Here is a 22,638-nt window from a genome sequence, read left to right on the forward strand (position 1 = left end):
AACACAAGAGTCCTCCAATTAAACGACTTTTGTGTTTTAAAAGAATAGGTAAATCATCTGGATTTCTGTATTTTTGGAAAACCCGCATTTATTACTCTTATACTTTTAAATACCTATGGAATTATACTATTCTCTCTCTGTACTGATAGTATTAGCATCTTTTTTTGCCTATTTTAATGTACGCTTCCTTAAACTGCCTTCCACTATTGGCATCATGGTTATAGCAATGGCTGTATCTATATTTTTGGTAGTCTTTGGTCATGTAGTTCCCGATACGCTACATAGAATATCGTCACTTATCTCCCAGTTTGATTTTACCGAGCTCCTAATGGGTGCTATGCTTAACTTCATGCTTTTTGCAGGGGCTATTCACATTAACTTAAAAGACCTCAGGGAGCAGCGACTTCCTATAATTATATTCTCTACCGTAAGCGTTGTTATATCAACGTTTGCCGTAGGCACATTCCTTTATTATCTTACGCCCTTTTTACACCTTAATATTCCATACATGTACTGCCTGCTTTTTGGGGCGCTTATATCCCCTACAGATCCTGTAGCAGTACTAAGTATATTAAAGGAAGTTAAAGTGCGTAAATCACTCGAGACAAAAATCGCCGGGGAATCTCTTTTTAACGATGGTATGGCAATTGTTGCTTTTGCCGTTATACTTAACATTGCCCAGGACAACGAATACACCCCTACCGTTTTTAATGTGGTTTGGTTATTTTTAAGAGAAGCAGGCGGTGGCTTTTTACTTGGTGTACTGTTAGGTGTAGTTGCTGCAACTGCCATACGAAAAATTGATGACTATAAAGTGACCGTATTAATAACACTGGCTGTTGTTATGGGAGGTTATTTAATTGCTTCGGCAATGCATATCTCGGGTCCGCTTACCATGGTATTTGCCGGTTTAATTATAGGTAATTTCAAAAAGAAATCGACGATGTCAGCAGAAACAAAAGATTACCTCGAGAAGTTTTGGGAACTTAACGACGAAATACTCAATGCCGTATTATTCCTTTTTATAGGTTTCAACCTGCTTATGGTAAATAACATAAATAGTTACTGGCTACCGGGACTTACCTGTGTCGTTGTTGTATTACTGGCTCGCTATGTATCTATATGGCTGCCTACACTTATAGTTCCCTTCAAAAAGAAATTCAACTCCAGTACCATAAAAATACTGGTATGGGGCGGACTAAGAGGCGGGGTATCTATAGCACTGGCATTATCTATAGACGACGTACCTTATAAAAATGATATAATTGCCATTACCTACTTTGTGGTGGTATTCTCTATTTTGGTACAGGGACTATCTATTGCTAAGATTGCAGGAAAATTGCTATCCAAAAAGTAATTAAATCAAATTATCAGGAAGCACCTTACCCGGATTCAGTATGTTATTAGGATCAAATATCTTTTTAATGCTTTTCATTAATTGAAGCTGGGTGTTGTTAAAAGCAATATCCATATAGTTTTTCTGTACATAGCCAATACCGTGCTCCCCCGAAAGCGTTCCTTTTAATGATACCGTAAGTTCAAAAATTTCACGTATCCCTTTAGGCACTTTGGTTTTCCAGTTCTCATCGGTCATATCCCCTTTTATGATATTCACATGCAGGTTACCATCTCCGGCGTGTCCGTAGCAAACCGAATGAAAACCATACTTTTTACCTATTGTTTTTATTCCTTCCAAAAGTGTAGGAAGTTCATATCGTGGCACTACGGTATCTTCCTCCTTATAAACCGAGTTCGATTTTACAGCCTCGCCAACAGCCCTGCGGAGTTTCCAAAGTGCATTTTTCTGGTCTTCGCTATCGGCAAATAAAATCTCGTCAATATCAAACTGTTCCAGTACTTGGGTAATCTTTTCTGCTTCGGCAAAAAGCACATCAGGATAATTACCGTCTACTTCAATAAGCAAATGAGCTTCAACCTCATCCTTAATATCAAGGCTTACACCATCTACATATTTAAGCGTCCAGTCAATCGCATCACGCTCCATAAACTCAAGCGCACTTGGAACTACCCCGGCCCTGAATATTTGTGCTACAGCTTCACAAGCCTGTCCTGCATTAAAGAAAGGTACTAACATCAATATATTATGGGAATTGTCAGGCAATAGTTTCATTACAATTTTGGTAATGATACCAAGTGTTCCTTCGCTACCCACCATAAGCTGGGTTAAATTATATCCGGTTGAGTTTTTAAGTGTATTGGCGCCTGTCCATATAATTTCGCCGTTAGGTAATACTACTTCCATGTTAAGTACATAATCTTTAGTAACACCATATTTAACAGCACGGGCACCTCCGGCATTTTCGGCTACATTACCTCCTATGGTACAACTACCCTGACTACTTGGATCTGGCGGATAAAAAAGTCCTTTTTCCTTAGCTGCTTCCCTAAATACCTGAGTAATTACCGCAGGCTCAACAGTTGCCTGAAGATTTTTTTCATCTATGTCAATCTTATTAAAGCGCTCCATAGAAAGCCCGATCCCCTCATAAATACTAAGCGCACCACCACTAAGACCTGTACGCCCGCCAATAGGCACTACAGGTACACCATACTCGTTTGCCAGTTTCATTACAGCAGCCACCTCTTGGGTACTGCCGGGTTTAAGCACAACCGAGGGCGGAAAAATATAATCCTCGGTTTCATCATGTCCGTAATGGTTTCGGGTATCTGTATCTAAAAAAAGAAATGACTGCCCTACTATCGTTTCAAGTGAGGCAATCATTTCTTGTGTTAGCGGCTTAGTCATCATAGTATTAATGTAAGTTTACATCAAAAGTACTACAAAAAACCAGCCTGAAAAATATAAAAGTACTAATAAAACATCTTCCTTTTTTTCCTGCATATCAAATGGTCCAGTGAATATTTCCCGCTACCTGTAATGAGTAACAGCACATAAACCATTAAGTATATACCTCCCAACTCCTGTCGTTCAAAACCATCAGAACCATGAATCATAAACACTGCCACTACCATAGTTATTATTAACGGTAATACCGCAAGCCTGGTTGCCAGGCCTATTATTAACAGTGCAGAACACACTACCTCTGCAAATACCGTTAGCATAAGGGAAGCGGTTGCTCCTATACCAAAGGGATCGGCAAACTGTACGGGCTCATCACTAAGTAGTAGGTCTATTTTTTTTAGCCCATGCGTAAGCATAAAAAGAGCTATTGTAATCCTGATTAAAAAAAGAACGAAATTGTATAATCTTTTATCTCTTGTAGTATCAAAAATCCACATAATTAAAAATTCCTTTAAATGTTAAGTGGGGAGTTACTTTGTACATTGTGGGGGAAACTTTTTATTCGCTACAGGTATAGGTACCATAGCAGGTGTTTTTTTGGGGAGATACTTACTGCCGATAATTTCAAAAATCACCAGCCTTGCAGCCCTTAATACCTTAAGCACAGGGACTGCCGTTAACTTTAATGCAGACATATTGTTTTGAGTTTAGATGGATTTCATAAACTTAGTCAAAATACTACAAAAAAGAACAAAAAGCCGATAATAAAACAATATCACCGGCTCTTGTTAAAATTATAACTGATTTTATTTATTTCTTTTTCAGATTCGGAAGGAAATAAGCTATAACACCTATTAATGGAAGGTAGGCACAAATGTTATATACATGCTCAATACTGGTTTTATCAGCAAGGTAGCCCAATAATGCAGAGCCCAGTCCACCCATACCAAAAGCAAAACCATAAAAAAGTCCCGATACCATTCCCAGTTTTTTAGGGAGTAGTTCCTGCGCATATACTAATATTGCCGGGAAAGCCGACGAGATTATAACACCTATTATTACAATTAGTATGGCTGTCCAAAACAAACTAGCAAACGGTAACAGTAACGTAAACGGAGCTGCACCCAGTACAGAGAACCATATTACATATTTACGGCCAAACTTATCTCCCAATGGCCCGCCAAGCAGTGTACCCGCAGCTACCGATATAAGAAACATGAATAAGTAGAACTGTGCATCCTGTACCGAAAGGTAAAACTTATCCATTAGATAAAAGGTAAAGTAGCTGGAAATACTCGCTACATAAAAGTATTTTGAGAATATAAGCACCAACAATATGACTACCGAAATTACTACCTGAGTTTGCGTTAAGTCGGGTAATTTTTCTATCTTTTTCTTTCTGGCAGTAAGATTTAAATGCTCCTGATACCATCTCCCAATATGGGTTAGTACCATGATAGCCAGTATAGCTACAATGGCAAACCAAACAATGTAACGCTGTCCGTTTGGCACTACTACCCATGCTATAAGTAAGGGACCAATCGCCGTACCTGTATTACCCCCTATCTGGAAAATGGATTGTGCCAGTCCCCTTTTACCTCCGGATGCCAAATAAGCAACTCTGGATGCTTCAGGATGGAATATTGAAGAACCAATACCCACCATAATTACCGAAAGTAATATAACAGGAAAAGATCCCGCATAAGAAAGCGTGATGATACCCGAAAGGGTAAACAGCATACCTATAACTTTAGAGAATGGTTTTGGGTTTTTATCGGTAAAAAAGCCTACAAAAGGCTGTAGTATCGATGCTGCTACCTGATAGGAAAAGGTAATAAGTCCTACCTGAGTAAAATTAAGATTGTAATTTTCTTTAAGTATAGGGTAAGATGCCGGAATAACCGATTGTAACAAATCGTTTAACAAATGGGCAAAACTTATGGAAAAGAGAATTGAATAAACGGTTTTAGAAGCAATTTCTTTTTGCTTCTCTGTAAGAACATTATCCATAAAAAAACAACGGACTTAAAAATTAGTAATTCAGTATTAACCAATACCAAAAGTCCAGTGTTATAAAAGAAACAGGGATTCCCACCCCTATCATCATACCGGCAAGTTTAGGCTTTAAACCATATGCCGATGCCAACACTGCCGCGGTTACCATGGGGCCCATGGAAGCCTCTATCAAAGAGACATTGGTTTCAAGGCCTTTCCCCCCAAGTATTACCTTATAAAGGGTAAATATTACAGCCGGCATCAAAATTAGTTTAAAAAACAATCCGATGTATAGTGAATTCCAATATTTGCTTTTTCTGTCAATTTTTAACTGCATTCCTACAGCAACCAATGCCACAGGTGCCGTAGTACGGCATATATTCATAATAACTTCCTGAATATCTTCCGTAAAATCAAATCCGCTAACATTCATTGTTGCGGCGATAAGAAAGGCGATAAACGGTGGAAACGTAAAAACCCGCTTTAAAATCACGCTCGCCCCACTGTCTTTCATACTGGCAGAATGTGTGGTTGCCACCAATATCCCCAGTGTAGCCATTACCACAAAGGTCCCTGCCTGATCCAGCACTATAGCTGTTTTAAGCCCCTGCTTGCCAAAAAGGGCCTCCACTACAGGAAATCCAATAAATGCCGTATTACCTAAGCCTCCGGTTAAAATAAGGCAGCCTATTAGTTTTTTAGACCAGCCCAGCCATCTTCCCAATAAAGTAAAAAAGACATAAGCAAGAATAAACCCTATCCACGAAGTACATAGAGGAAATAGCAGTTCACTGCGTATTACTACTTTAGGTATAAAGTAAAGTGTTAATGCCGGCAATGATATATAAATAATAAACTGGTTTAATGTTACATGGCCATTTTTAGGAAAAACCTTAATTTTTTGTAACACTACACCCAGCACAAGGCATATAAAAATCAATATAACATTATCCATTACAATCAGTATTACTTAGAGAGGTAAAACTTATTTTCCTGGCTGATTTGTTACAGAAATGTGATATAAAAAGTATGGAAACAAAAAAGGGAAATAACCCGAATAACAGAAAATACACAGAATTTTCAGGTAAACTTACAGTCATATAAAAACTAATAATTAAAATAATCTGTAAGGTGATATCCGGCAAACCAAAACGGAATCCGGACACAAAAACCGGGGCTACTTCTTGTGTTCCTTTCATTCTTGTAGGTGGTAGTGTTTGTACAATTATGCTAAAAGCAAATATAAACTTTAATTTTTTTTTACCTATTTTTTAAATAAAAACATTCAATTATGTTTATTTCAAATAATATCGTACATTTGTAATATATTTTATTACAGTATGATTTCAGGTAAGTTTGCCATAACATTACATATACTCACGCTCCTTTCAAAATTTCCGGACGAATACCTATCGTCAGATTTTTTGGCTGGTAGCATGAATATAAATCCTGTATTGGTACGAAAAGAAATTGCCAACCTGAAAAAGCATAATATGGTAGAAAGCCGCGAAGGAAAAAACGGCGGTACACGACTGGCAAAATCAGTGAAGGATATTAGCCTTGATGATATTTTTAAAATGACTTTTGAGAAAGTAAGTCTCGGCTATGCCAAAAATGACCCTAACCCTGCCTGCCCGGTAGGAAAAAAAATAAACCAGAATCTAGACGCATTATATGATGACATAAACAATAAAATCAGCGTTCAGTTAAAGGACATTAGCCTTTTGGAGTTTACTGATAAGTTTTGATTTTTTTTACCCTAAACTGTAACATTTTTAATTACATATAAAATTATGAAAATAGCAATTATAGGAGCCACCGGATTTGTAGGCTCAAACCTTGTAAAAGAGTTTACTTCAAGAAAACACGAAGTAACTGCCATTGTACGTAATCCAAAAGAAGACGTTAGTGGTGTTACCTGGAAAAAAACAGACATTTTTGATACTGAAGCTCTAGCCGAGGCATTAAAAGGAAACGATGTTGTTGTAAACGCTTATAACCCGGGATGGACCAACCCTAACATTTATGACGATTTCATTAAAGGATCACAATCCATACAGGAAGCTGTTAAGAAATCAGGTGTAAAAAGATTCATCACTATTGGGGGTGCCGGAAGCCTTTACATTGCTCCTAACCTACAGCTTGTAGATACTCCTGAATTCCCTGAAGACTACAAAGCAGGCGCTACTGCTGCAAGAGACTACCTTAATATACTTAGAGATGAAAAAGAGCTTGACTGGGCTTTCTTTAGTCCTGCCATAGAAATGCATCAGGGTATTGATACAGGTCGTACAGGTAACTACCGCTTAGGACTGGAAAACCCTGTATTTAATGATGATAAAAGAAGTATACTTTCGGGCGAGGACCTTGCTGTTGTTATTGCCGATGAGGCCGAAAACCCAAAACACCACCAGCAACGTTTTACCGCAGCATACTAACCCCCCATCATACCTAGTATATATTAAAAAGGAATGCAGTTGCATTCCTTTTTATGTTTAGCGCTGCAACTATGGCGTTTTGCACAAAAAAACGTAATTTTACCCTACTAAGAAATTACACGTGAATAACCCGAAAGCCCATAAAACTGCCCTGCACGAAAAAGAAGGTGTTAACCAGCCGGAAAGCATCAGTAAATCTTCCATTGAGCATATTACCAATCTTAGGAGAAAACAGCCTTCTGCCAAAGAACTGTCTGACGGTATACTTAACGGAGATAAAATTGCGCTTAGCCGTGCCATTACACTTATAGAAAGCACAAACCCATCGCATCTTGAAAAAGCTAACGAGGTTATTGCTACCTGCCTTCCACATGCAAATAAGTCGGTTAGAATAGGGATTACGGGTGTACCGGGTGTAGGAAAAAGCACCTTTATAGAGGCTTTTGGCAAACACCTTACCGCACATGGACACAAGGTTGCTGTACTGGCTGTAGACCCCAGCAGTTCGTTATCACACGGTAGTATACTGGGCGATAAAACCCGTATGGAAGAGTTAGTAAAAGATGAAAATGCCTATATACGTCCGTCAGCATCGGGCGATACTCTGGGTGGTGTAGCCCGCAAAACACGCGAAGCGATTATACTTTGTGAGGCATGTGGCTTTGATACTATTATAATAGAAACCGTAGGAGTTGGGCAAAGTGAAACTGCCGTACACAGTATGGTTGATTTTTTCCTGCTGCTTAAAATTGCCGGAGCCGGAGACGAACTTCAGGGTATTAAACGCGGGATTATGGAAATGGCCGATTTAATTGTAATCAATAAAGCCGATGGTGATAACATTAAAAAGGCAAAACTTGCCAAAACCGAATTCAACAGAGCTTTACACCTATTCCCTGCAAAAACATCAGGGTGGCAACCAAAGGTTACTACCTGTAGTGCCGTTACCCATGATGGTATAGATGATGTTTGGCAGATAATGAACGAATATTTCTCTCTTACTAAAGAGAACAACTACTTTGAAGACAGACGCAGCGAGCAGAACAGCCACTGGCTTACCGAAACTATAAACGAACAGCTTAAAAACCGTTTTTACAACAGGCCTGATATTGCCGAACTGCTTAACCAAAATAAAAAAGCGGTGCAAAACAATGAAATATCACCGTTTGCAGCCGCTCATATATTGTTGGAAAAATATTTTGGTAAATAGGTTACCTATTCACTTTCATAACGTTCCATTTCCCTGTCGTAAAAATTATTAGCCATTTCAATAAGGCCTTCCATTTCACTGTTCAGTTCATTTTCGTCAAGGTCTTCCGGCTCTTCCAGGAACTCTACCTCATCATCTTTTAAATTGATAATGAATCGAGGATAGTCAAGGTGAATAATGTAAATATCTTCCGGATGATCGGTATTATCTCCCAATAAAAATTTAGGTAGTTCCATAGTATAATTTATAAAATATAAGTCTTACAATAAATCCGTTTTACGCTACTTCGGCTTTGCTAACGGGATTAGCAATAAGCCTTTTGGTAAGTACGTGAAAGCGAATATACAAAAATATTGCGGCAGCTGTTAACCCTGCCAGCAGTCCTATCCATATTCCGGTCGCTTTTAAAGGCGTATGTAACCCTAAATAATAAGATACAGGGAAACCAATAACCCAGTAGGCTACAAAGGTAATATAGGTAGGTATCTTAACATCCTGTAGTCCGCGGAGTGCTCCCAGCACCACCACCTGAATACCATCGGTAATCTGGAAAACGGCTGCCACCAGTAATAAGGTAGATGCAATACTTATAACCTCGCTGTTTTCAAGCGCCAGTTCGGGGTTCTTCATATTAAGGAAGAACATTGGCAGGTAATCATGGAAAAGCACAAAGAACAAAGCGAACACTATTTCCAGTATAATAGCCAGCAGGAATATGGAACGTGCAACCAGTTGCAGCTTCTTGTAATCCTGAAGTCCTTTTTGATTCCCTACCCTAATCATGGCCGTAACGCTAAGCCCCATGGCAAACATAAACGTCATGGAAGCAAGGCTCAGTGCAATTTGGTTTGCCGCCTGGCTGTTTGCCCCAATAGAGCCCGAAAGCCATACCGCACCCGTAAACAAGGCTACTTCAAACAACATTTGCATAGACGACGGCACGCCAAGCGAAGTAATCTTTTTTAGTATAGGTTTTGTAATTTCCTTAAAAGTAAAGCCTTTAAAATAGGTTTCGAGTTTTGAGTTTTTGTACAGGCTTATATGCATATAAATAAGCATAAATATCCTTGAAACCACAGTACCCAGTGCCGCACCTATAATCCCCATTTTAGGGAATATCCAAATACCATATATAAGCAGGTAGTTTACCACAACATTAATAATGTTTGAGGCTATAACAGCATACATGGCATATTTGGTAAGCGAAAGTCCGTCGGCAAACTGTTTGTATCCCTGGAATATAACCATAGGCAGTAGCGAGAAAGCTACCCAATCCACATAAGGAGCCGCAAGAGTAACCACCTCATCCGGCTGTCCCATTAAATGCATAAGCGGTTTGGCAAACCATACTACTGCAAACAGCATTATTCCAAGCATGGTACATAAAAACAGACCATGATGGAAAACCGTTCTTACCTTAGCGGTGTCCTTTTCGGCATCACCTTCTGCAATAATAGGTGTAATTGCTGTGGAGAAGCCAATCCCTACAGACATAGCCACAAACACCATACTGTTGCCCAGTGAGGCAGCAGCAAGTTCGGCAGCACCCAGCTGCCCTACCATTATATTATCTATAATACCTGTAATGGTATGCCCCAGCATACCCAGTATTACCGGATAGGCCAGCCTTATATTATAAGAGAATTCCTTTGTGTATTGCGCTAAGTTCACCGCTTTAAATTTTCTGCAAAAGTAAGAAGAACACCTAATACACTAAAAATCAACATAAAAACAATTTAGCGTTAAAAAAATAAAAATAATAACAGTTTTTAACCTTATATTAAAAATATTTTTATATTTGAAGCGTTAATTTTGCTTCATAATCGTAACAAAATGATATATGAAGTTGAAGAAACATTTTTTAATGGCTGTCATTCTGCTAATTACAGGAGCGAGCCATGCACAACAGGTAAATGAGAATACAAATTACGACCAGGGATTCCGTTTAGGATTTGGTCTTAACGCCGGGGCAGTAACCGGAGATTATTTCAATTTTGCCTTGGGAGGCGATGCAAGATTACAATATGATCTTTCTCAAAAAACCTCTCTAACCCTTACAACGGGTTATACGCATCTTTTTGGAGAGGATGAAATAAAAGATCTTGGATTTATTCCTGCTAAAGCCGGTTTTAAAGCCTTTGTGTGGGGCGACCGATTTTATGTATTAGGTGAGGCAGGTGCCGGGTTTGCTGTAACAAACGATTACAACGAAACCACCTTTTTATGGTCGCCGGGTATAGGTTATGCCAACAGTTTTATTGACCTTAGCCTGAGATATGAAGGAATGAACGATTTTCATGCCGACCAGATTGCCTTTAGGGTAGCCTACGGATTTAAACTTTGAAACACCAAAATAATTAATAAATAACCTAAGTAGACCAAATTAAGGCCTGTAATGTAAAAGTTACAGGCTTTAATGTTTTTAAGGCTTTTCGTTAAGTAACTTTACCCTGTATAAGGCAATATTATCCAGTACATCATCACTTACTTCGGGTTCTTTAAAATCATATTTTTTAAGTTCGTTTAATATTGTTTTTGCTACAAGCAGCCTCGCCGTTTCTTTATCATCTGCAGGAATAGCAAACCAAGGTGCATGAGGCTTACTGGTTTTACTTATTGCTTCCTCATAATAGGTTTGATAAGTATCCCACAATTCCCTTTCGTCAAGGTCTCCTGCAGAAAATTTCCAAAGGTGATCTTCCTTTTCCAGCCTGCGCAGTAGTCTTTGTCTTTGCTCTTCTTTCCCTAAGTGCAGGAAAAATTTAAGTACTATGGTTCCGTTTTCGGCCAAATGCTGCTCAAAATTATTAATCTGTTCAAAACGGCTTTCCCAAAAGGCATCAGTTATATCTTCTTCTTTATCCACGCCGGGAAGGTTTTCGTTTAAAATATAGTTGGGATGCACACGGGTTACCAGTACATTCTCATAATGAGAACGGTTAAAAACAGCAAACTTTCCTCTTTGTGGCAGGGCAATATAATGCCTCCATAAATAATCATGTTTTAATTCGTTTGATGTTGGCGTTTTAAAGCTGTGCACCACCACTCCCCTTGCATTAAAGTTTTTGAATACCTCACGTATAAGGCTGTCCTTACCGGCAGTATCCATACCCTGTAGGCATATTAAAACACTATAGCGGTTATTGGCATACATCTTATCCTGAAGCTTACCCAGTTTTTTACCGGTTTTCTCAATTTTCTTTATTTTCTTTTTAGCTGAGAGTTCCAGTTCTATATTTGTAGGCGCTTTACTTATGGAAAAAGTTTCGGTTACTTTAAAATCGTCGGTATTGATATCCATGCGAAGAAATATTTATCTTTATAAATGTAAGAAATTAAACAACAATACGTTTACAACAAAAACACAAGTTTATGCAAAAATTTAAGCTGGAACTGCTGTTACACATTATGGGAATAGGCTCTGCATCAGGGTTGTTTTTTAACGACAATTCGCTATTCCTTATTTCAGACAACAGCAACATGCTGTATGAATACAACATGACCGACAAAACCACCAGCAAGATATCCCTTGCCGACAGCACTTATACTGGTCCGCTTGAAAACATCCCTAAAAAAGACAAGCAGGACTTTGAAGCTATCACTAAACTTGATAACACCTTATATATATTTGGTTCGGGTTCGGGGCTAAAGGAAAACCGAAACAGCCTTGCCCATTACAACTTTAAAACCAAGACCACACAAGCACCTACAGATCTGACCGACCTTTACCTTGGTATGCAGAGCTTTGGAGAGATTAGTCCGGAAGACTTTAATATAGAAGCTGCGGTTAACGACGGAACTATATGGTACCTGTTTCAGCGTGGTAATGGACCTGCACAGCAAAACGGACTGTTTACACTGGATGGTGATATTAACGAAATTTATTTCCAGATTATATACAACCCTATTACCCTGCCTAAAATAAACGGTGCTCAGGCCAGTTTTACCGATGCCGTTAAAGTAGGTGATAAACTATACTTTATTGCTGCTGCTGAAAAGTCGGGCTCTACTTATCTTGATGGTGAAGTGGCTGGTTCACTTATAGGTTGTATTGATATCGAGACTGTAAAGGTGGAGTTTACCCAAATAATATCGAACAAGAATAAGTTTGAGGGTATTACCCTATACAAGGACAAGGGCAAATCACTGGAATTCCTTTTATGTGAAGATACCGATAGTGATGCAACCGAATCTGACATATATAAACTTACTATTGATAAATAGTTTTATGTTACGGGCTATTAGTTACGTGTTTAACTACAACATGAAACTTGAAACCTTAAACAAAAAATTACCTCTCTCCCAACCTTTAACTGTTTTTTCTGCTCTATATAAACAAAGAGACATATTGTGATAGACGAAAAACTCATAACAGCATGCAGGAACATGCACCGAAATGCCCAAAGGCAGGTGTATGAACTTATGGCACCCAAGCTATACCACACCTGCAAAAGGTATTTAAAGAGTGAAGAGGAAATAGAAGAGGCAGTGGCCGATGCCTTTTATACCATTTTCACAAAACTCAATCAGTTAAAAGAAGTTAAGGCTTTTGAGGCCTGGGCAAGGCGTATAACCATAAACCAGTGTCTTTTAACTTTAAAAAGGAAGGTAAACTTTAATATTTATATTGAAGACATGAGCACAGCGGCAGAGCCTTCGCAAAACGAACCGGCCAGTCTCGAAGAGGAAGACCTGCTAAAACTGCTTGACTACATTCCTGAAGGTTGCCGTACGGTATTTAACCTTTTTGCCATAGAAGGTTACTCTCATAAAGAAATAGCTGCAATGCTGAATATTACAGAAGGGACTTCGAAATCACAATTAAATGTCTCCCGCAGTAAATTAAAAGATTTAATAAACAGTGTTTATTATCAAAATGAAAACAGCTATGGAAAATCAAAATAAATTAGATAATCAGTTTAAAAACGCTGCCGGAAAAGTCGAGAACAAAGGCTTTGACCGAATGGAAGCGATATGGGACAGGGTTGAAGAAAAACTGGACCACAAAAAGAAACCAAGAGGCCTTGTTTTTTGGAGATATGGCGGGATTGCTGCCATGTTGCTAATATTATTAGCTATAGGTGGTCAGTTCTTTAAAAAACACGCTAACCCTACAGAACCCGAACTAAACCCCGAAACACAGGTTACCGCTATAGACCACAATAAAGTAGAGGAAACATTTAACCCAACAACAGTAAGGGATACTCAAAAAATTGAAGTGGTTGTAGGGGAAGGAAACAATACAACTTATACAATAGAAGCCGATTCCATACACTTTGACCCTGTAACGAAAAAAGCAATAGTTTGGAATACCAGAACCGACAAAGGAGAATTTCGGGTAAAAGGAGAAATAACACCTAAAAAGGATGATAGTTCTTATTCTGCCACCGCCTATAGTAACGTAGCCCTACAGGATCCTGAAAACGAGAATTTAAATGAATTTATAGTTCCTTCAAAGGATAAGTACACCCACCTTAACAGCCTTTATTTTGGTAAAGACACTATAACGGGAATTGTAAGTGATGAAACGGGACCGCTTCCTTCTGTAAATGTGTATATAAAAGGCACCAATCAGGTAGTTCAAACCGATTTAGACGGTAAATATACCATCGTTGCTAAAGTTGGAGACACTTTAGACTTCGCCTTTGTTGGGTACAGCAGCCAAACTGTAGCTCTTAAAGAGAACAATAAAGAAGTAAATGTACAGCTAAACGAAGGTATACAGCTTAATGAAGTTGTTAAAGATGTATACCGTGTTACTACTGTAGCTAAATCTGCAATGGCTGTAGCAAACATAGAAGAGCAGAATATAAACACTAACATATCACAAAGTTTACAGGGAAGAGTGGCAGGTGTAAAAATTGAAGACAGTAATTCAATAGACAATATAAGTATGCAAAGTGGGTATGTAGATATGAATTCCCAACAAAACAAAGTCTATACCCGTAAAAACAGAGAAAGTCAAGCCAATTCAAAACGTATTTTCAGAGACGGGGACAAGCAGTCTACAAGTTATGTAAGCGTTCTAACAAGTAAAGCTGACAAGGGTTCTCAAAACAATCAGGACTATTTACGTAAAAATATGTATAAAGAAGAGGCTTCAGTAGTAACCTCTAACGATATAGAATATGACACCTTATCTAACGGAAGAATTCAGTTTCGTGAGTTACCGGGACAAATTTCTGAAACAGATCAGCAAACATATACAGCTATTTTAAATATAGCTGATAAAACCAGTATAGCACCTCTGTATGTAGTAGATGGAGTAGCGGTTAACGAAGATACCTTCAGGAATTTAAATCAAAATGATATTGCTACAATTAGAATACTTAAAGACCAGGATGCAATATCGGCTTACGGAGACAAAGGTGTTAACGGTGTACTTGTTATAACTACAGTAAAAGGTACAACTATAGAGCTGAACACAGCCGCTTTAGACAATCAGTCAGACTCAGAGAAAAGGGCGTTGCTACAGGGCGTTGTTACAACCCGCGGAAACAGCACTCCCCTTTACATCCTTGACGGCATGCCGGTAGATGAGGAGACCGTAAAGAATATGAATGTAAATGATGTGGCTAACATCAGGGTTTTAAAAGATGCCGGTGCAACTTCGTTATACGGTATGAGAGGAAGTAACGGTGTTGTGGTTATCAAAACAAAACAGGGAGAATATGCCCGCGAAATTATTGAAGAGGACGAAGAGGAAAACGAACCTTTAGATCCGTCTAAAATACAGGTAGACCGCGAGAGCTATAATATGTTTGAGGAAAATCAGTTTGAAAATCCTACTACAAATCCGCTTTCTACTTTCTCTATTGATGTTGATAATGCTTCCTATACTAATATAAGACGCTTTTTAAACAACGGACAAAAAGTACCTAAAGATGCGGTTCGTGTTGAGGAAATGATAAACTTCTTTAAATACGATTATCCTCAGCCTAAAGGCAAACAACCGTTCTCTATCAATACAGAATATAGTGACGCCCCTTGGAATCCTGACCACAAGCTGCTTAAAATAGGACTTAAAGGTAAAGATATACCAATGGACGAATTACCGGCTTCTAACTTTGTATTCCTTATAGATGTAAGTGGTTCTATGAGTGATGACAATAAGTTACCATTGCTTAAACAGTCTATGAAACTACTGGTTAACCAAATGCGCCCTGAAGATAAAATTGCAATAGTGGTCTATGCAGGTGCTGCCGGACTGGTATTGCCTTCAACTAACGGAAGTGAAAAAACAAAAATAATTGATGCCCTTGATGAGCTATCGGCAGGTGGCAGTACTGCCGGTGGGGAGGGTATTGAACTGGCTTACAAAACGGCACAGGAAAACTTTATTAAAGGCGGAAACAATCGTGTAATACTGGCTACCGACGGTGATTTTAATGTAGGAGACTCTTCCGACAGGGAGATGCAAACCCTAATTGAAGAAAAAAGAGAAAGCGGTGTGTTCCTTACCTGCCTTGGTTACGGAATGGGTAACTACAAGGACTCCAAAATGGAAATATTGGCAGATAAGGGGAATGGTAACTATGCCTATATAGACAACATGCAGGAAGCCGATCGTTTTCTTCAAAAAGAATTTAAAGGCTCTATGTATGCTATAGCTAAGGATGTTAAAATACAAATTGAATTTAATCCTAAACATGTACAGTCGTACAGGCTTATAGGTTATGAAAACCGTAAATTAAGGGATCAGGATTTTGAAAATGATGCTATAGATGCCGGCGAACTGGGTAGCGGACATACCGTTACGGCTTTATATGAAATAATCCCGGTTGGTGTGGAAAGTGATTACTTTACCCCTGATTCAAAACTGAAGTATACCCAACAGGCAAAAGAGAAAAGCAAATATGAAGATGAACTCGCAACAGTTAAATTAAGGCACAAAAAACCGGATGGCAATAAGAGTACCGAAACAGAACTGGTTATAGAAAACGAACCTGTTGAACTCGATAAAGCTTCTGCCGACTTTAAGTTTGCCGCATCAGTAGCGTGGTTTGGGCTTAAACTAAGGGACTCTGAGCTTATACCAAGTAAATCGTCTAAAAAGATTGAGAAACTCGCAAAAGAAGGTATTAAAAATGATACCGATGGCTATAAAGTCGAGTTTATACGACTCGTAAATATGGTACAATAACCAAAAAGGCAGGATTAAATCCTGCCTTTGTTATATAATGTAATAGAAATATTATTTCTCTATCTCCCTTAGGTTTTCCATCTTCTTAAGTTCAAGGAAACCTTTAATATCTTCAAAGTGTTCTTTAACACGTTTGTTACCAAACTCAAATACTTTAGTCACCAGTCCGTCAAGGAAATCCCTGTCGTGCGATACTAATATCAATGTACCGTCAAAAGCTTTAAGAGCATCCTTAATAATATCCTTAGTACGCATATCAAGGTGGTTGGTAGGCTCATCCAGAATAAGTACGTTAACCGGTTCAAGTAATAGCTTAATCATAGCCAAACGTGTTTTCTCTCCACCCGATAGTACTTTTACTTTTTTGGTTGTATCATCCCCACTGAACATAAACGCACCAAGCAGGTTTTTTATCTGGGTACGAATATCACCTTCAGCAATACGGTCTATCGTTTCAAAAACAGTTAGGTTCTCATCTAAAAGCGATGCCTGATTTTGCGCAAAGTATCCTATTTGTACATTGTGCCCTACCTCAAGGCTTCCTTCAAACTCAAGCTCTCCCATAATGGCTTTAATCATGGTCGATTTACCTTCACCGTTCTTACCTACAAAGGCTAGTTTTTGTCCACGTTCAATAACCATCGAAGCATCTTTAAACACTACATGATCACCGTATGATTTTGAAAGCTCATTTACCACCACAGGATACTGACCCGAACGTGGTGATGGCGGAAACTTAAGCCTTAGTGCCGATGTATCTACCTCATCAACTTCTACAAGCTCCAGTTTTTCCAGCATTTTAACGCGCGACTGTACCTGTAAGGTTTTAGAATAAGTCCCTTTAAAACGCTCAATGAACTCCATGTTTTCGGCAATCATCTTCTGCTGTTCATCATACGCCTTTTGCTGTTGTGCACGGCGGTCTTTTCTAAGCTCAAGGTAATGTGAATATTTCGCTTTATAATCGTATATCCTTCCCATAGTAACCTCTATGGTACGGTTAGTAATATTATCAACAAAAGCCCTGTCGTGAGAAATTACGATAACCGCTTTAGCACTGTTTAAAAGGAAATCCTCCAGCCACTGTATACTCTCAATATCCATGTGGTTAGTAGGCTCATCCAGCAGGATAAGGTCCGGTTTTTGAAGCAGTATTTTAGCAAGCTCAATACGCATTCTCCATCCACCGCTAAATTCAGATGTAGGTCTTGTAAAGTCGGTACGGCTAAAGCCCATACCAATAAGCACCTTCTCTACCTCAGCCTCATAGTTCACCTCTTCAATAGAGTAGAACTTCTCACTAAGCTCAGATACCCTTTCAATAATCTTATAGTACTCGTCTGACTCATAATCGGTACGAACGGTAAGTTCCTCATTTAAGGCATCAATCTCTTCCTTCATCTTAAAGATAGTAGCAAAAGCCTTTGATGTTTCTTCAAAAACCGTAGCATTATCCTCTGTAAGTAAATGCTGCGGAAGATAAGCTATAACAGTCCCTTTTGGTGCCGATATAGCTCCGGTTGAAGGCTTGTTAACTCCTGCTATTATTTTTAGCAATGTTGATTTTCCTGCCCCGTTTTTACCCATAAGGGCAATCTTATCTGTCTCATTTATAGAAAAAGAAACATCGCTGAATAATGTGGTACCGCCAAATTGTACCGAAAGCGCATCTACAGTTATCATAGAGGTATTTTTTTGAAGCCGCAAAGATAGGATAATTAGGCAATTACACAATCAACACACATTTTGTTTAGATTAAGAAGTTTACATATATTTGGCTATTGTCACAAATACACTTTACAATGAATAAAAAAATTATAGCAGGACTTATATTTTTTGTACTTATGTTCTCTATATCCACTTTTCTTTTCCCTCTTATTGGCATAAATGATGAAGTACCTTTACAAACTAGGGTTATTGTAGGCATACCGGTATGGATAGCTGCCAGCTTTTTTTGGGTAAAGTATTCGTTAAAAAAACAAAACACTAAAACTCCAAACTAATAACTTATGAAAAACTGGATAGTACAGGGTTTTACATGGGCATTAATAATGAGCCTTTTATTAGATATAGTCTTCCCTTTAATGAGTGAAGAAACCCTTAAGCCTTTAAGAATTATAATAGGCTTTGTTGTATGGTGTATTTTTGGCTTAGGTTTTAGTTATTACAATCACAGAAAAAACAAAGGTCCTAAAAAACAAATAGACGGATAAGCATGAAAAGTTGGATGAAATTTGGGATAGGCTGGGGAATATTTATGTTCTTTTTAATGAACATAGGTTTTCCGCTATATGACGGTGTAGAAATTGACATTAAAAAATGCATTTTCATGTTTCCCTTATGGATAATATTCGGGTTACTGTTTGGCTATTTTTCAAGAAAAAAAGGACCTAAAAAACAAATAGATGAATAAATCAAAAAACTGGTTAACAGGAATATTATGCCTTTTTGTATGGATAGGGTTGTGGAAATTTATTCTGTTGCCGTTTTTAGTAAAAGTATTTGAGCTTAATGACTTCCTTGCATTATATAATTTAACCGATTTGTTAGGATACCTTATGGGAGGATTTCTTTTTTCATTTATCTCGATAAAAGCCAAAAAGACTACAGTAAAGAAAAAAACTACCCTCTAAATTTACATTTAACTATTTCTTTTCCAGCCCATCATTGCTTAGTTAAAGGAATAATCGTACCTTTCTTAGTAAATTAATCCTGCAAAAATAAGAAGTCATGAAAAGATGGTTAAGATCCGGACTCGTATGGGGCGGAGTGCTTTACATTATAGCCATGATTATTTTCCCTATAATTGACGGCGAAACACTCTCTTACCACAAAATACTATTGGGCATCCCCTTTTGGATAGTAGTAGGCCTTATTATAGGCTACCTGTTTGAAAAAAGAAAAAAACATCAAAAAACAAAACATTAGTCTGCCAATATCTCTGCAAGCTTTGCTTTATAAACACTATTATCGCCATTAATCAAATGGTCAGTTCCCTGTAATGTAGTTAGTTCTATTTTATTTGGAAATGCTTCTTTTAACTTTTCTGAATTGGAAAAAGGTATCACCTTGTCCTTAGTACCATGAAAAGTATATACAGGGCATTTTACATCCTCCAAAAACTTATAGGTTTCAAATTTATACTTCCTTAAAAATTCTGGCATAAAAGGCACTCTGCCGTCTATTACATTACTAAGGCTGTAATAAGGTGCTTTTAATATAAGTAATTTTGGGTTGTTAAGTGATGCCAGCATGGCTGCCGATCCGGTGCCTATACTGTACCCCATAATAATTACATTATCCTCGTTATATCTTTTAAGGAGTTCGGCATATGATCTTTTCACATCGTTAAAAAACTGATCTTCGCTTTCTATATAGCCTTCGCTTTTACCATAACCTCTGTAATCCAGTATAAAAATATCATAACCCAAATTGGTATAGGTAGATGCAATATCTCCCCATGAATCTAATGCACCTCCATTACCGTGTAGGTAGAAAATAAGTCCTTTGGAATTTTCGGCTTTGAACAGGAGGCCGTTAAGCTTTATATTATCACTCATCGAAATATAAAGTTCCTCAAATTTTCCTTCAAACTTAAACTCATACTCCTGCAACAGCCTTTCGGCAGGAAATATAATTTTCTCCTGATTAAAATATAGCAGTGTTACAGCCAGCAAATAAAGTAATGTGAAAAAAGAAAGTAATGTAATCATTATAAGTTTAAGACTTTTCAGCATAAATATTTGGGTTTAGCATTTCATACCATACCTCTTCAACACCATCAAGATCAAAAGTTTCTATATATTGCAAACCTGCCTTTTCAAGTACCTTGCGTGAAGCGGTATGCGCAGCATCAGCATAGGCATTTATCTTTTCCAGTTTCATTTCATTAAAGCCGTGTTCCACAAAGGCTTTAGCCGATTCACCGGCATATCCCTTACCCCAGTGTTTTTTAAGAAAACGATAACCCAAATCGCAAAAAACCTCATGTCCGTTTACATTACGTTCTCTTTTAAACCCTGCCCAACCTATAAACTCATTTGTCTCCTTAAGTACAACTGCCATACGCCCCATACCAAAGGTTTTGTATTGCCATTGTAGGTTCTCTATAACGAATTTTACCTCATCAATATTTTTAACGGGATTGTTACCCAAATACAAATGCACATCAGGATCAGAGTCCATTTCAAACATGGCTTCTGCATCTGTAAGCTCTAATTCCCTAAATAGTAATCTTTGGGTTTCTTTTACCGGAAGCATTCTTTTTATTTAATATAGTTTGTTATAAGTGTTTTGGCTTTATCGGCCTCGTAGGCCTCTACATAGAGTTCCATAGCCTGACCAAATGAACCAAACCCTGCAAGGGTAGCCGACTGTACATTGTTTTTAACAACAGGGTTAATACCTGCCTCCTCTAATACTGCTTTTACCGGGGCTACCTCTATCTCACTACCGGAATATACTTTTACTAATGCCATAGCTTTATGTTTTTACTTAAAGATACGGCATTTTAGGCAATAAGCTTTTCTTCCTGCATTATTTTAACGGCGCCCTCTGCAGCTTCATATCCTCCCGACATAGACCCCGGTAACATGATTATTCTTTTTTTAAGTTTGCCTTTCTCATCTTCAAAATCAATTAAAAAATAGGCCCTGGTTAAAGCTGTTGCTTTTTTAAACGTAACTGCTTTTATTTTATTTCTTGGTATTACAGGAGTAGCAGAGTTATTCACCCTTTTAAGCAACGCAAAAAACAATAACACCGCAACTGCTAAATGAAATATAGCCCTTACCATATCGCCTATTGCGTATAGCGTTACTACTTTATAAATAAGATAAACTAAAAAAAGTGAATATATAATCATACTCCTTGTCATTGTATTGCCAACGGCAATTTTTGATATTTCACCTAAAACTCCATCTCTTGTAAGGACTATATTGTCTGGAAGCACATGACAATAACCTGTTTTCGTTTTAAACTTCTTATCCATTTTAAGTTAAATTATTACTAGTAAGACTTCTCTTAAAATTAAGTACGGCATTATAATCTTCAAGTCCTAAAACCAGGGTAAGGTTATCAAACTCAAACTTCCCTGCTTTATAGTAAGTTATGAGTTGGTCTTTTATACTGCGTACTTCATAACGCTCACTCAAAGCAAAGTAATACGTCTCTTTATTTCCGCCCATCAACAGCAACTCTATCAAATTATTATCACCCTGAGAAGTGTTACCTCTATCATTTCTACCGTAATAATCATGAAATACAGGAATACGTATTTGTTGTAATTCAGCAAGAAGAATCTCCTTACCGGCTACTACTATTTTATCATTATGAAAAACGATTTCCCCAAGCGGAGCTTTTTGGCCTTTCCGCCTTAAAAAACCGAAAAGGCCCGAAGCCTTTTCTGTATATTCATAAATCTTAAATGTATTCATCTTTTCTAATTCTCATCAGCCTCTTCCTCCTCATCATCAAACTCAAAGAAATAAGGCTCAACCATAATCCTGTCGGCCAGTATCTCTACCCTTTCGGTAATCACATCGGTAAAAAAGATACGTTGTACCTTGGCTATACTATTAGAAATCCTGCTAATTTTCGGCTCCTGTCGGTTTTTAAGCAATGTCTCGGTATCATCAACTATAAACATTTTAAGCTGGTTTACATCAAAACCGGCACCACCAAACATATCGTTAAGCTTATTTGGTGTACCAATAAGCACATCAATACCTACAGATATCTGGTTTTTATCTTCGTCAATGTCGCTCTTGTCATACACGCCATAAACCCTTAAATTGGTATACTTGCCCAGTACCTCAAACATCTCCTTCATTTCCTGAACCTTTTCCTTATCCTGTACCACAATAAGGGCACGCGGAGACTGTTCAAATGCTTTTTGAAGCTTTTGGATTACGTTAATAACAATAGTTGTGGATTTACTTCCGCCATTAGGCATGGCCAGCACACAGTCGGCACCACTTTTAATAGTACCAAAGCTTTCTTTTTGCAGTTCGGTAGGCTCGGTAAAACCTGCCTGCTCCACTCCCTGCGCGAGTTTTTCGTATATCTTCTTTAAAAACATAATATCGTT

General features: G+C 38.0%; 28 protein-coding genes and 1 pseudogene. 14 read left to right on the top strand and 15 right to left on the bottom strand.

The window, feature by feature from the left end; all coding sequences use genetic code 11:
* Positions 1 to 115: 115 nt before the first annotated feature.
* Positions 116 to 1,357: a cation:proton antiporter gene (locus tag ABS768_RS10865; protein WP_330442827.1), complete on the top strand. Its 1,242-nt coding sequence runs from the start codon at positions 116 to 118 to the stop codon at positions 1,355 to 1,357.
* Here the strand turns inward: ABS768_RS10865 and ABS768_RS10870 are convergent, their stop codons facing one another.
* The 5 genes from ABS768_RS10870 to ABS768_RS10890 form a co-directional block, all read right to left on the bottom strand.
* Positions 1,358 to 2,767, bottom strand: a complete 1,410-nt coding sequence (locus tag ABS768_RS10870; RefSeq protein ID WP_408075070.1) for an FAD-binding oxidoreductase — start codon at positions 2,765 to 2,767, stop codon at positions 1,358 to 1,360.
* A 65-nt stretch (positions 2,768 to 2,832) separates the two neighbouring features.
* The gene (locus tag ABS768_RS10875) at positions 2,833 to 3,261 is read right to left on the bottom strand and encodes a DoxX family protein (RefSeq protein ID WP_408074990.1); all 429 of its coding nucleotides are present in this window, start codon (positions 3,259 to 3,261) and stop codon (positions 2,833 to 2,835) included.
* A 33-nt stretch (positions 3,262 to 3,294) separates the two neighbouring features.
* Positions 3,295 to 3,459, bottom strand: a complete 165-nt coding sequence (locus ABS768_RS10880; RefSeq protein ID WP_408074991.1) for a hypothetical protein — start codon at positions 3,457 to 3,459, stop codon at positions 3,295 to 3,297.
* Positions 3,460 to 3,574: 115 nt separating this feature from the next.
* Positions 3,575 to 4,774 carry an MFS transporter gene (locus ABS768_RS10885; protein WP_408074992.1) on the bottom strand — a complete coding sequence of 400 codons (1,200 nt, stop codon included), beginning with the start codon at positions 4,772 to 4,774 and terminating at the stop codon, positions 3,575 to 3,577.
* A gap of 22 nt (positions 4,775 to 4,796) precedes the next feature.
* The gene (locus ABS768_RS10890; RefSeq protein ID WP_408074993.1) at positions 4,797 to 5,714 is read right to left on the bottom strand and encodes an AEC family transporter; all 918 of its coding nucleotides are present in this window, start codon (positions 5,712 to 5,714) and stop codon (positions 4,797 to 4,799) included.
* 385 nt (positions 5,715 to 6,099) lie between these two features.
* On the opposite strand from ABS768_RS10890, the gene ABS768_RS10895 reads away from it, so the two are divergent.
* The 3 genes from ABS768_RS10895 to meaB all read left to right on the top strand — a co-directional run bounded on the left by ABS768_RS10895 (position 6,100) and on the right by meaB (position 8,407).
* Positions 6,100 to 6,507, top strand: coding sequence for an Rrf2 family transcriptional regulator (locus tag ABS768_RS10895; protein WP_408074994.1), 408 nt, complete (start codon positions 6,100 to 6,102; stop codon positions 6,505 to 6,507).
* A 45-nt stretch (positions 6,508 to 6,552) separates the two neighbouring features.
* Complete coding sequence (locus tag ABS768_RS10900) at positions 6,553 to 7,197, top strand: NAD(P)-dependent oxidoreductase (protein WP_408074995.1); 645 nt, start codon at positions 6,553 to 6,555, stop codon at positions 7,195 to 7,197.
* A 121-nt stretch (positions 7,198 to 7,318) separates the two neighbouring features.
* Positions 7,319 to 8,407, top strand: a complete 1,089-nt coding sequence (gene meaB, locus ABS768_RS10905; RefSeq protein WP_408074996.1) for a methylmalonyl Co-A mutase-associated GTPase MeaB — start codon at positions 7,319 to 7,321, stop codon at positions 8,405 to 8,407.
* A 5-nt stretch (positions 8,408 to 8,412) separates the two neighbouring features.
* Here meaB and ABS768_RS10910 read toward each other — a convergent pair whose 3' ends face one another.
* The gene (locus ABS768_RS10910; RefSeq protein WP_408074997.1) at positions 8,413 to 8,643 is read right to left on the bottom strand and encodes a hypothetical protein; all 231 of its coding nucleotides are present in this window, start codon (positions 8,641 to 8,643) and stop codon (positions 8,413 to 8,415) included.
* Between the two features lie 40 nt (positions 8,644 to 8,683).
* Positions 8,684 to 10,078, bottom strand: a complete 1,395-nt coding sequence (locus ABS768_RS10915) for an MATE family efflux transporter (RefSeq protein WP_408074998.1) — start codon at positions 10,076 to 10,078, stop codon at positions 8,684 to 8,686.
* A 193-nt stretch (positions 10,079 to 10,271) separates the two neighbouring features.
* Between ABS768_RS10915 and ABS768_RS10920 the strand changes: the two genes are divergently transcribed.
* Positions 10,272 to 10,751, top strand: a complete 480-nt coding sequence (locus ABS768_RS10920) for a hypothetical protein (RefSeq protein ID WP_408074999.1) — start codon at positions 10,272 to 10,274, stop codon at positions 10,749 to 10,751.
* 78 nt (positions 10,752 to 10,829) lie between these two features.
* On the opposite strand, the gene ABS768_RS10925 is transcribed toward ABS768_RS10920, so the two are convergent.
* A complete protein-coding gene (locus ABS768_RS10925; protein WP_408075000.1) occupies positions 10,830 to 11,708 on the bottom strand; it encodes a PPK2 family polyphosphate kinase in 879 nt (292 codons plus the stop codon).
* Between the two features lie 71 nt (positions 11,709 to 11,779).
* On the opposite strand from ABS768_RS10925, the gene ABS768_RS10930 reads away from it, so the two are divergent.
* The 4 genes and pseudogenes from ABS768_RS10930 to ABS768_RS17895 all read left to right on the top strand — a co-directional run bounded on the left by ABS768_RS10930 (position 11,780) and on the right by ABS768_RS17895 (position 16,550).
* Positions 11,780 to 12,631 carry a DUF6929 family protein gene (locus tag ABS768_RS10930; RefSeq protein ID WP_408075001.1) on the top strand — a complete coding sequence of 284 codons (852 nt, stop codon included), beginning with the start codon at positions 11,780 to 11,782 and terminating at the stop codon, positions 12,629 to 12,631.
* Between the two features lie 162 nt (positions 12,632 to 12,793).
* Positions 12,794 to 13,312 carry an RNA polymerase sigma factor gene (locus ABS768_RS10935; protein ID WP_408075071.1) on the top strand — a complete coding sequence of 173 codons (519 nt, stop codon included), beginning with the start codon at positions 12,794 to 12,796 and terminating at the stop codon, positions 13,310 to 13,312.
* A gap of 151 nt (positions 13,313 to 13,463) precedes the next feature.
* A pseudogene (locus ABS768_RS17890) lies at positions 13,464 to 14,135 on the top strand (carboxypeptidase-like regulatory domain-containing protein); the annotation flags it as partial.
* Positions 14,136 to 14,753: 618 nt separating this feature from the next.
* Entirely contained in the window at positions 14,754 to 16,550 is a 1,797-nt protein-coding gene (locus ABS768_RS17895; protein ID WP_456264638.1) for a YfbK domain-containing protein, read from the top strand.
* Positions 16,551 to 16,601: 51 nt separating this feature from the next.
* Here ABS768_RS17895 and ABS768_RS10945 read toward each other — a convergent pair whose 3' ends face one another.
* Positions 16,602 to 18,233, bottom strand: a complete 1,632-nt coding sequence (locus ABS768_RS10945) for an ABC-F family ATP-binding cassette domain-containing protein (protein WP_408075003.1) — start codon at positions 18,231 to 18,233, stop codon at positions 16,602 to 16,604.
* Positions 18,234 to 18,352: 119 nt separating this feature from the next.
* Here ABS768_RS10945 and ABS768_RS10950 point away from each other — a divergent pair, with 119 nt between their 5' ends.
* The 5 genes from ABS768_RS10950 (at position 18,353) to ABS768_RS10970 (ending at position 19,478) form a co-directional block, all read left to right on the top strand.
* Entirely contained in the window at positions 18,353 to 18,553 is a 201-nt protein-coding gene (locus tag ABS768_RS10950) for a hypothetical protein (RefSeq protein ID WP_408075004.1), read from the top strand.
* A gap of 6 nt (positions 18,554 to 18,559) precedes the next feature.
* Positions 18,560 to 18,763: a hypothetical protein gene (locus ABS768_RS10955; protein WP_408075005.1), complete on the top strand. Its 204-nt coding sequence runs from the start codon at positions 18,560 to 18,562 to the stop codon at positions 18,761 to 18,763.
* Between the two features lie 2 nt (positions 18,764 to 18,765).
* Positions 18,766 to 18,963: a hypothetical protein gene (locus tag ABS768_RS10960; protein ID WP_330122755.1), complete on the top strand. Its 198-nt coding sequence runs from the start codon at positions 18,766 to 18,768 to the stop codon at positions 18,961 to 18,963.
* Entirely contained in the window at positions 18,956 to 19,183 is a 228-nt protein-coding gene (locus tag ABS768_RS10965) for a hypothetical protein (protein ID WP_408075006.1), read from the top strand. Before ABS768_RS10960 ends, ABS768_RS10965 begins: the two co-directional genes overlap by 8 nt.
* A gap of 97 nt (positions 19,184 to 19,280) precedes the next feature.
* Positions 19,281 to 19,478 carry a hypothetical protein gene (locus ABS768_RS10970; RefSeq protein ID WP_330442810.1) on the top strand — a complete coding sequence of 66 codons (198 nt, stop codon included), beginning with the start codon at positions 19,281 to 19,283 and terminating at the stop codon, positions 19,476 to 19,478.
* On the opposite strand, the gene ABS768_RS10975 is transcribed toward ABS768_RS10970, so the two are convergent.
* The 6 genes from ABS768_RS10975 to ABS768_RS11000 are packed head-to-tail and all read right to left on the bottom strand — an operon-like array spanning position 19,475 to position 22,629.
* Positions 19,475 to 20,287 (bottom strand): alpha/beta hydrolase, encoded by an 813-nt coding sequence (locus ABS768_RS10975; protein ID WP_408075007.1) that lies wholly within the window; start codon positions 20,285 to 20,287, stop codon positions 19,475 to 19,477. The genes ABS768_RS10970 and ABS768_RS10975 overlap by 4 nt on opposite strands.
* Positions 20,271 to 20,810 carry a GNAT family N-acetyltransferase gene (locus tag ABS768_RS10980; RefSeq protein WP_408075008.1) on the bottom strand — a complete coding sequence of 180 codons (540 nt, stop codon included), beginning with the start codon at positions 20,808 to 20,810 and terminating at the stop codon, positions 20,271 to 20,273. The genes ABS768_RS10975 and ABS768_RS10980 overlap by 17 nt, the downstream gene beginning before the upstream one ends.
* Before the next feature lie 5 nt (positions 20,811 to 20,815).
* A complete protein-coding gene (locus tag ABS768_RS10985; protein ID WP_408075009.1) occupies positions 20,816 to 21,028 on the bottom strand; it encodes a putative signal transducing protein in 213 nt (70 codons plus the stop codon).
* A gap of 32 nt (positions 21,029 to 21,060) precedes the next feature.
* Complete coding sequence (locus ABS768_RS10990; RefSeq protein ID WP_408075010.1) at positions 21,061 to 21,540, bottom strand: phosphoribosylaminoimidazolesuccinocarboxamide synthase; 480 nt, start codon at positions 21,538 to 21,540, stop codon at positions 21,061 to 21,063.
* A gap of 1 nt (position 21,541) precedes the next feature.
* Positions 21,542 to 21,985 carry a hypothetical protein gene (locus ABS768_RS10995; RefSeq protein ID WP_408075011.1) on the bottom strand — a complete coding sequence of 148 codons (444 nt, stop codon included), beginning with the start codon at positions 21,983 to 21,985 and terminating at the stop codon, positions 21,542 to 21,544.
* Positions 21,986 to 21,990: 5 nt separating this feature from the next.
* A complete protein-coding gene (locus tag ABS768_RS11000) occupies positions 21,991 to 22,629 on the bottom strand; it encodes a DEAD/DEAH box helicase (protein WP_408075012.1) in 639 nt (212 codons plus the stop codon).
* Between the last annotated feature and the right edge of the window lie 9 nt (positions 22,630 to 22,638).

This window comes from Flavobacterium rhizophilum (assembly GCF_046000485.1).
GTDB lineage: Bacteria > Bacteroidota > Bacteroidia > Flavobacteriales > Flavobacteriaceae > Flavobacterium > Flavobacterium rhizophilum.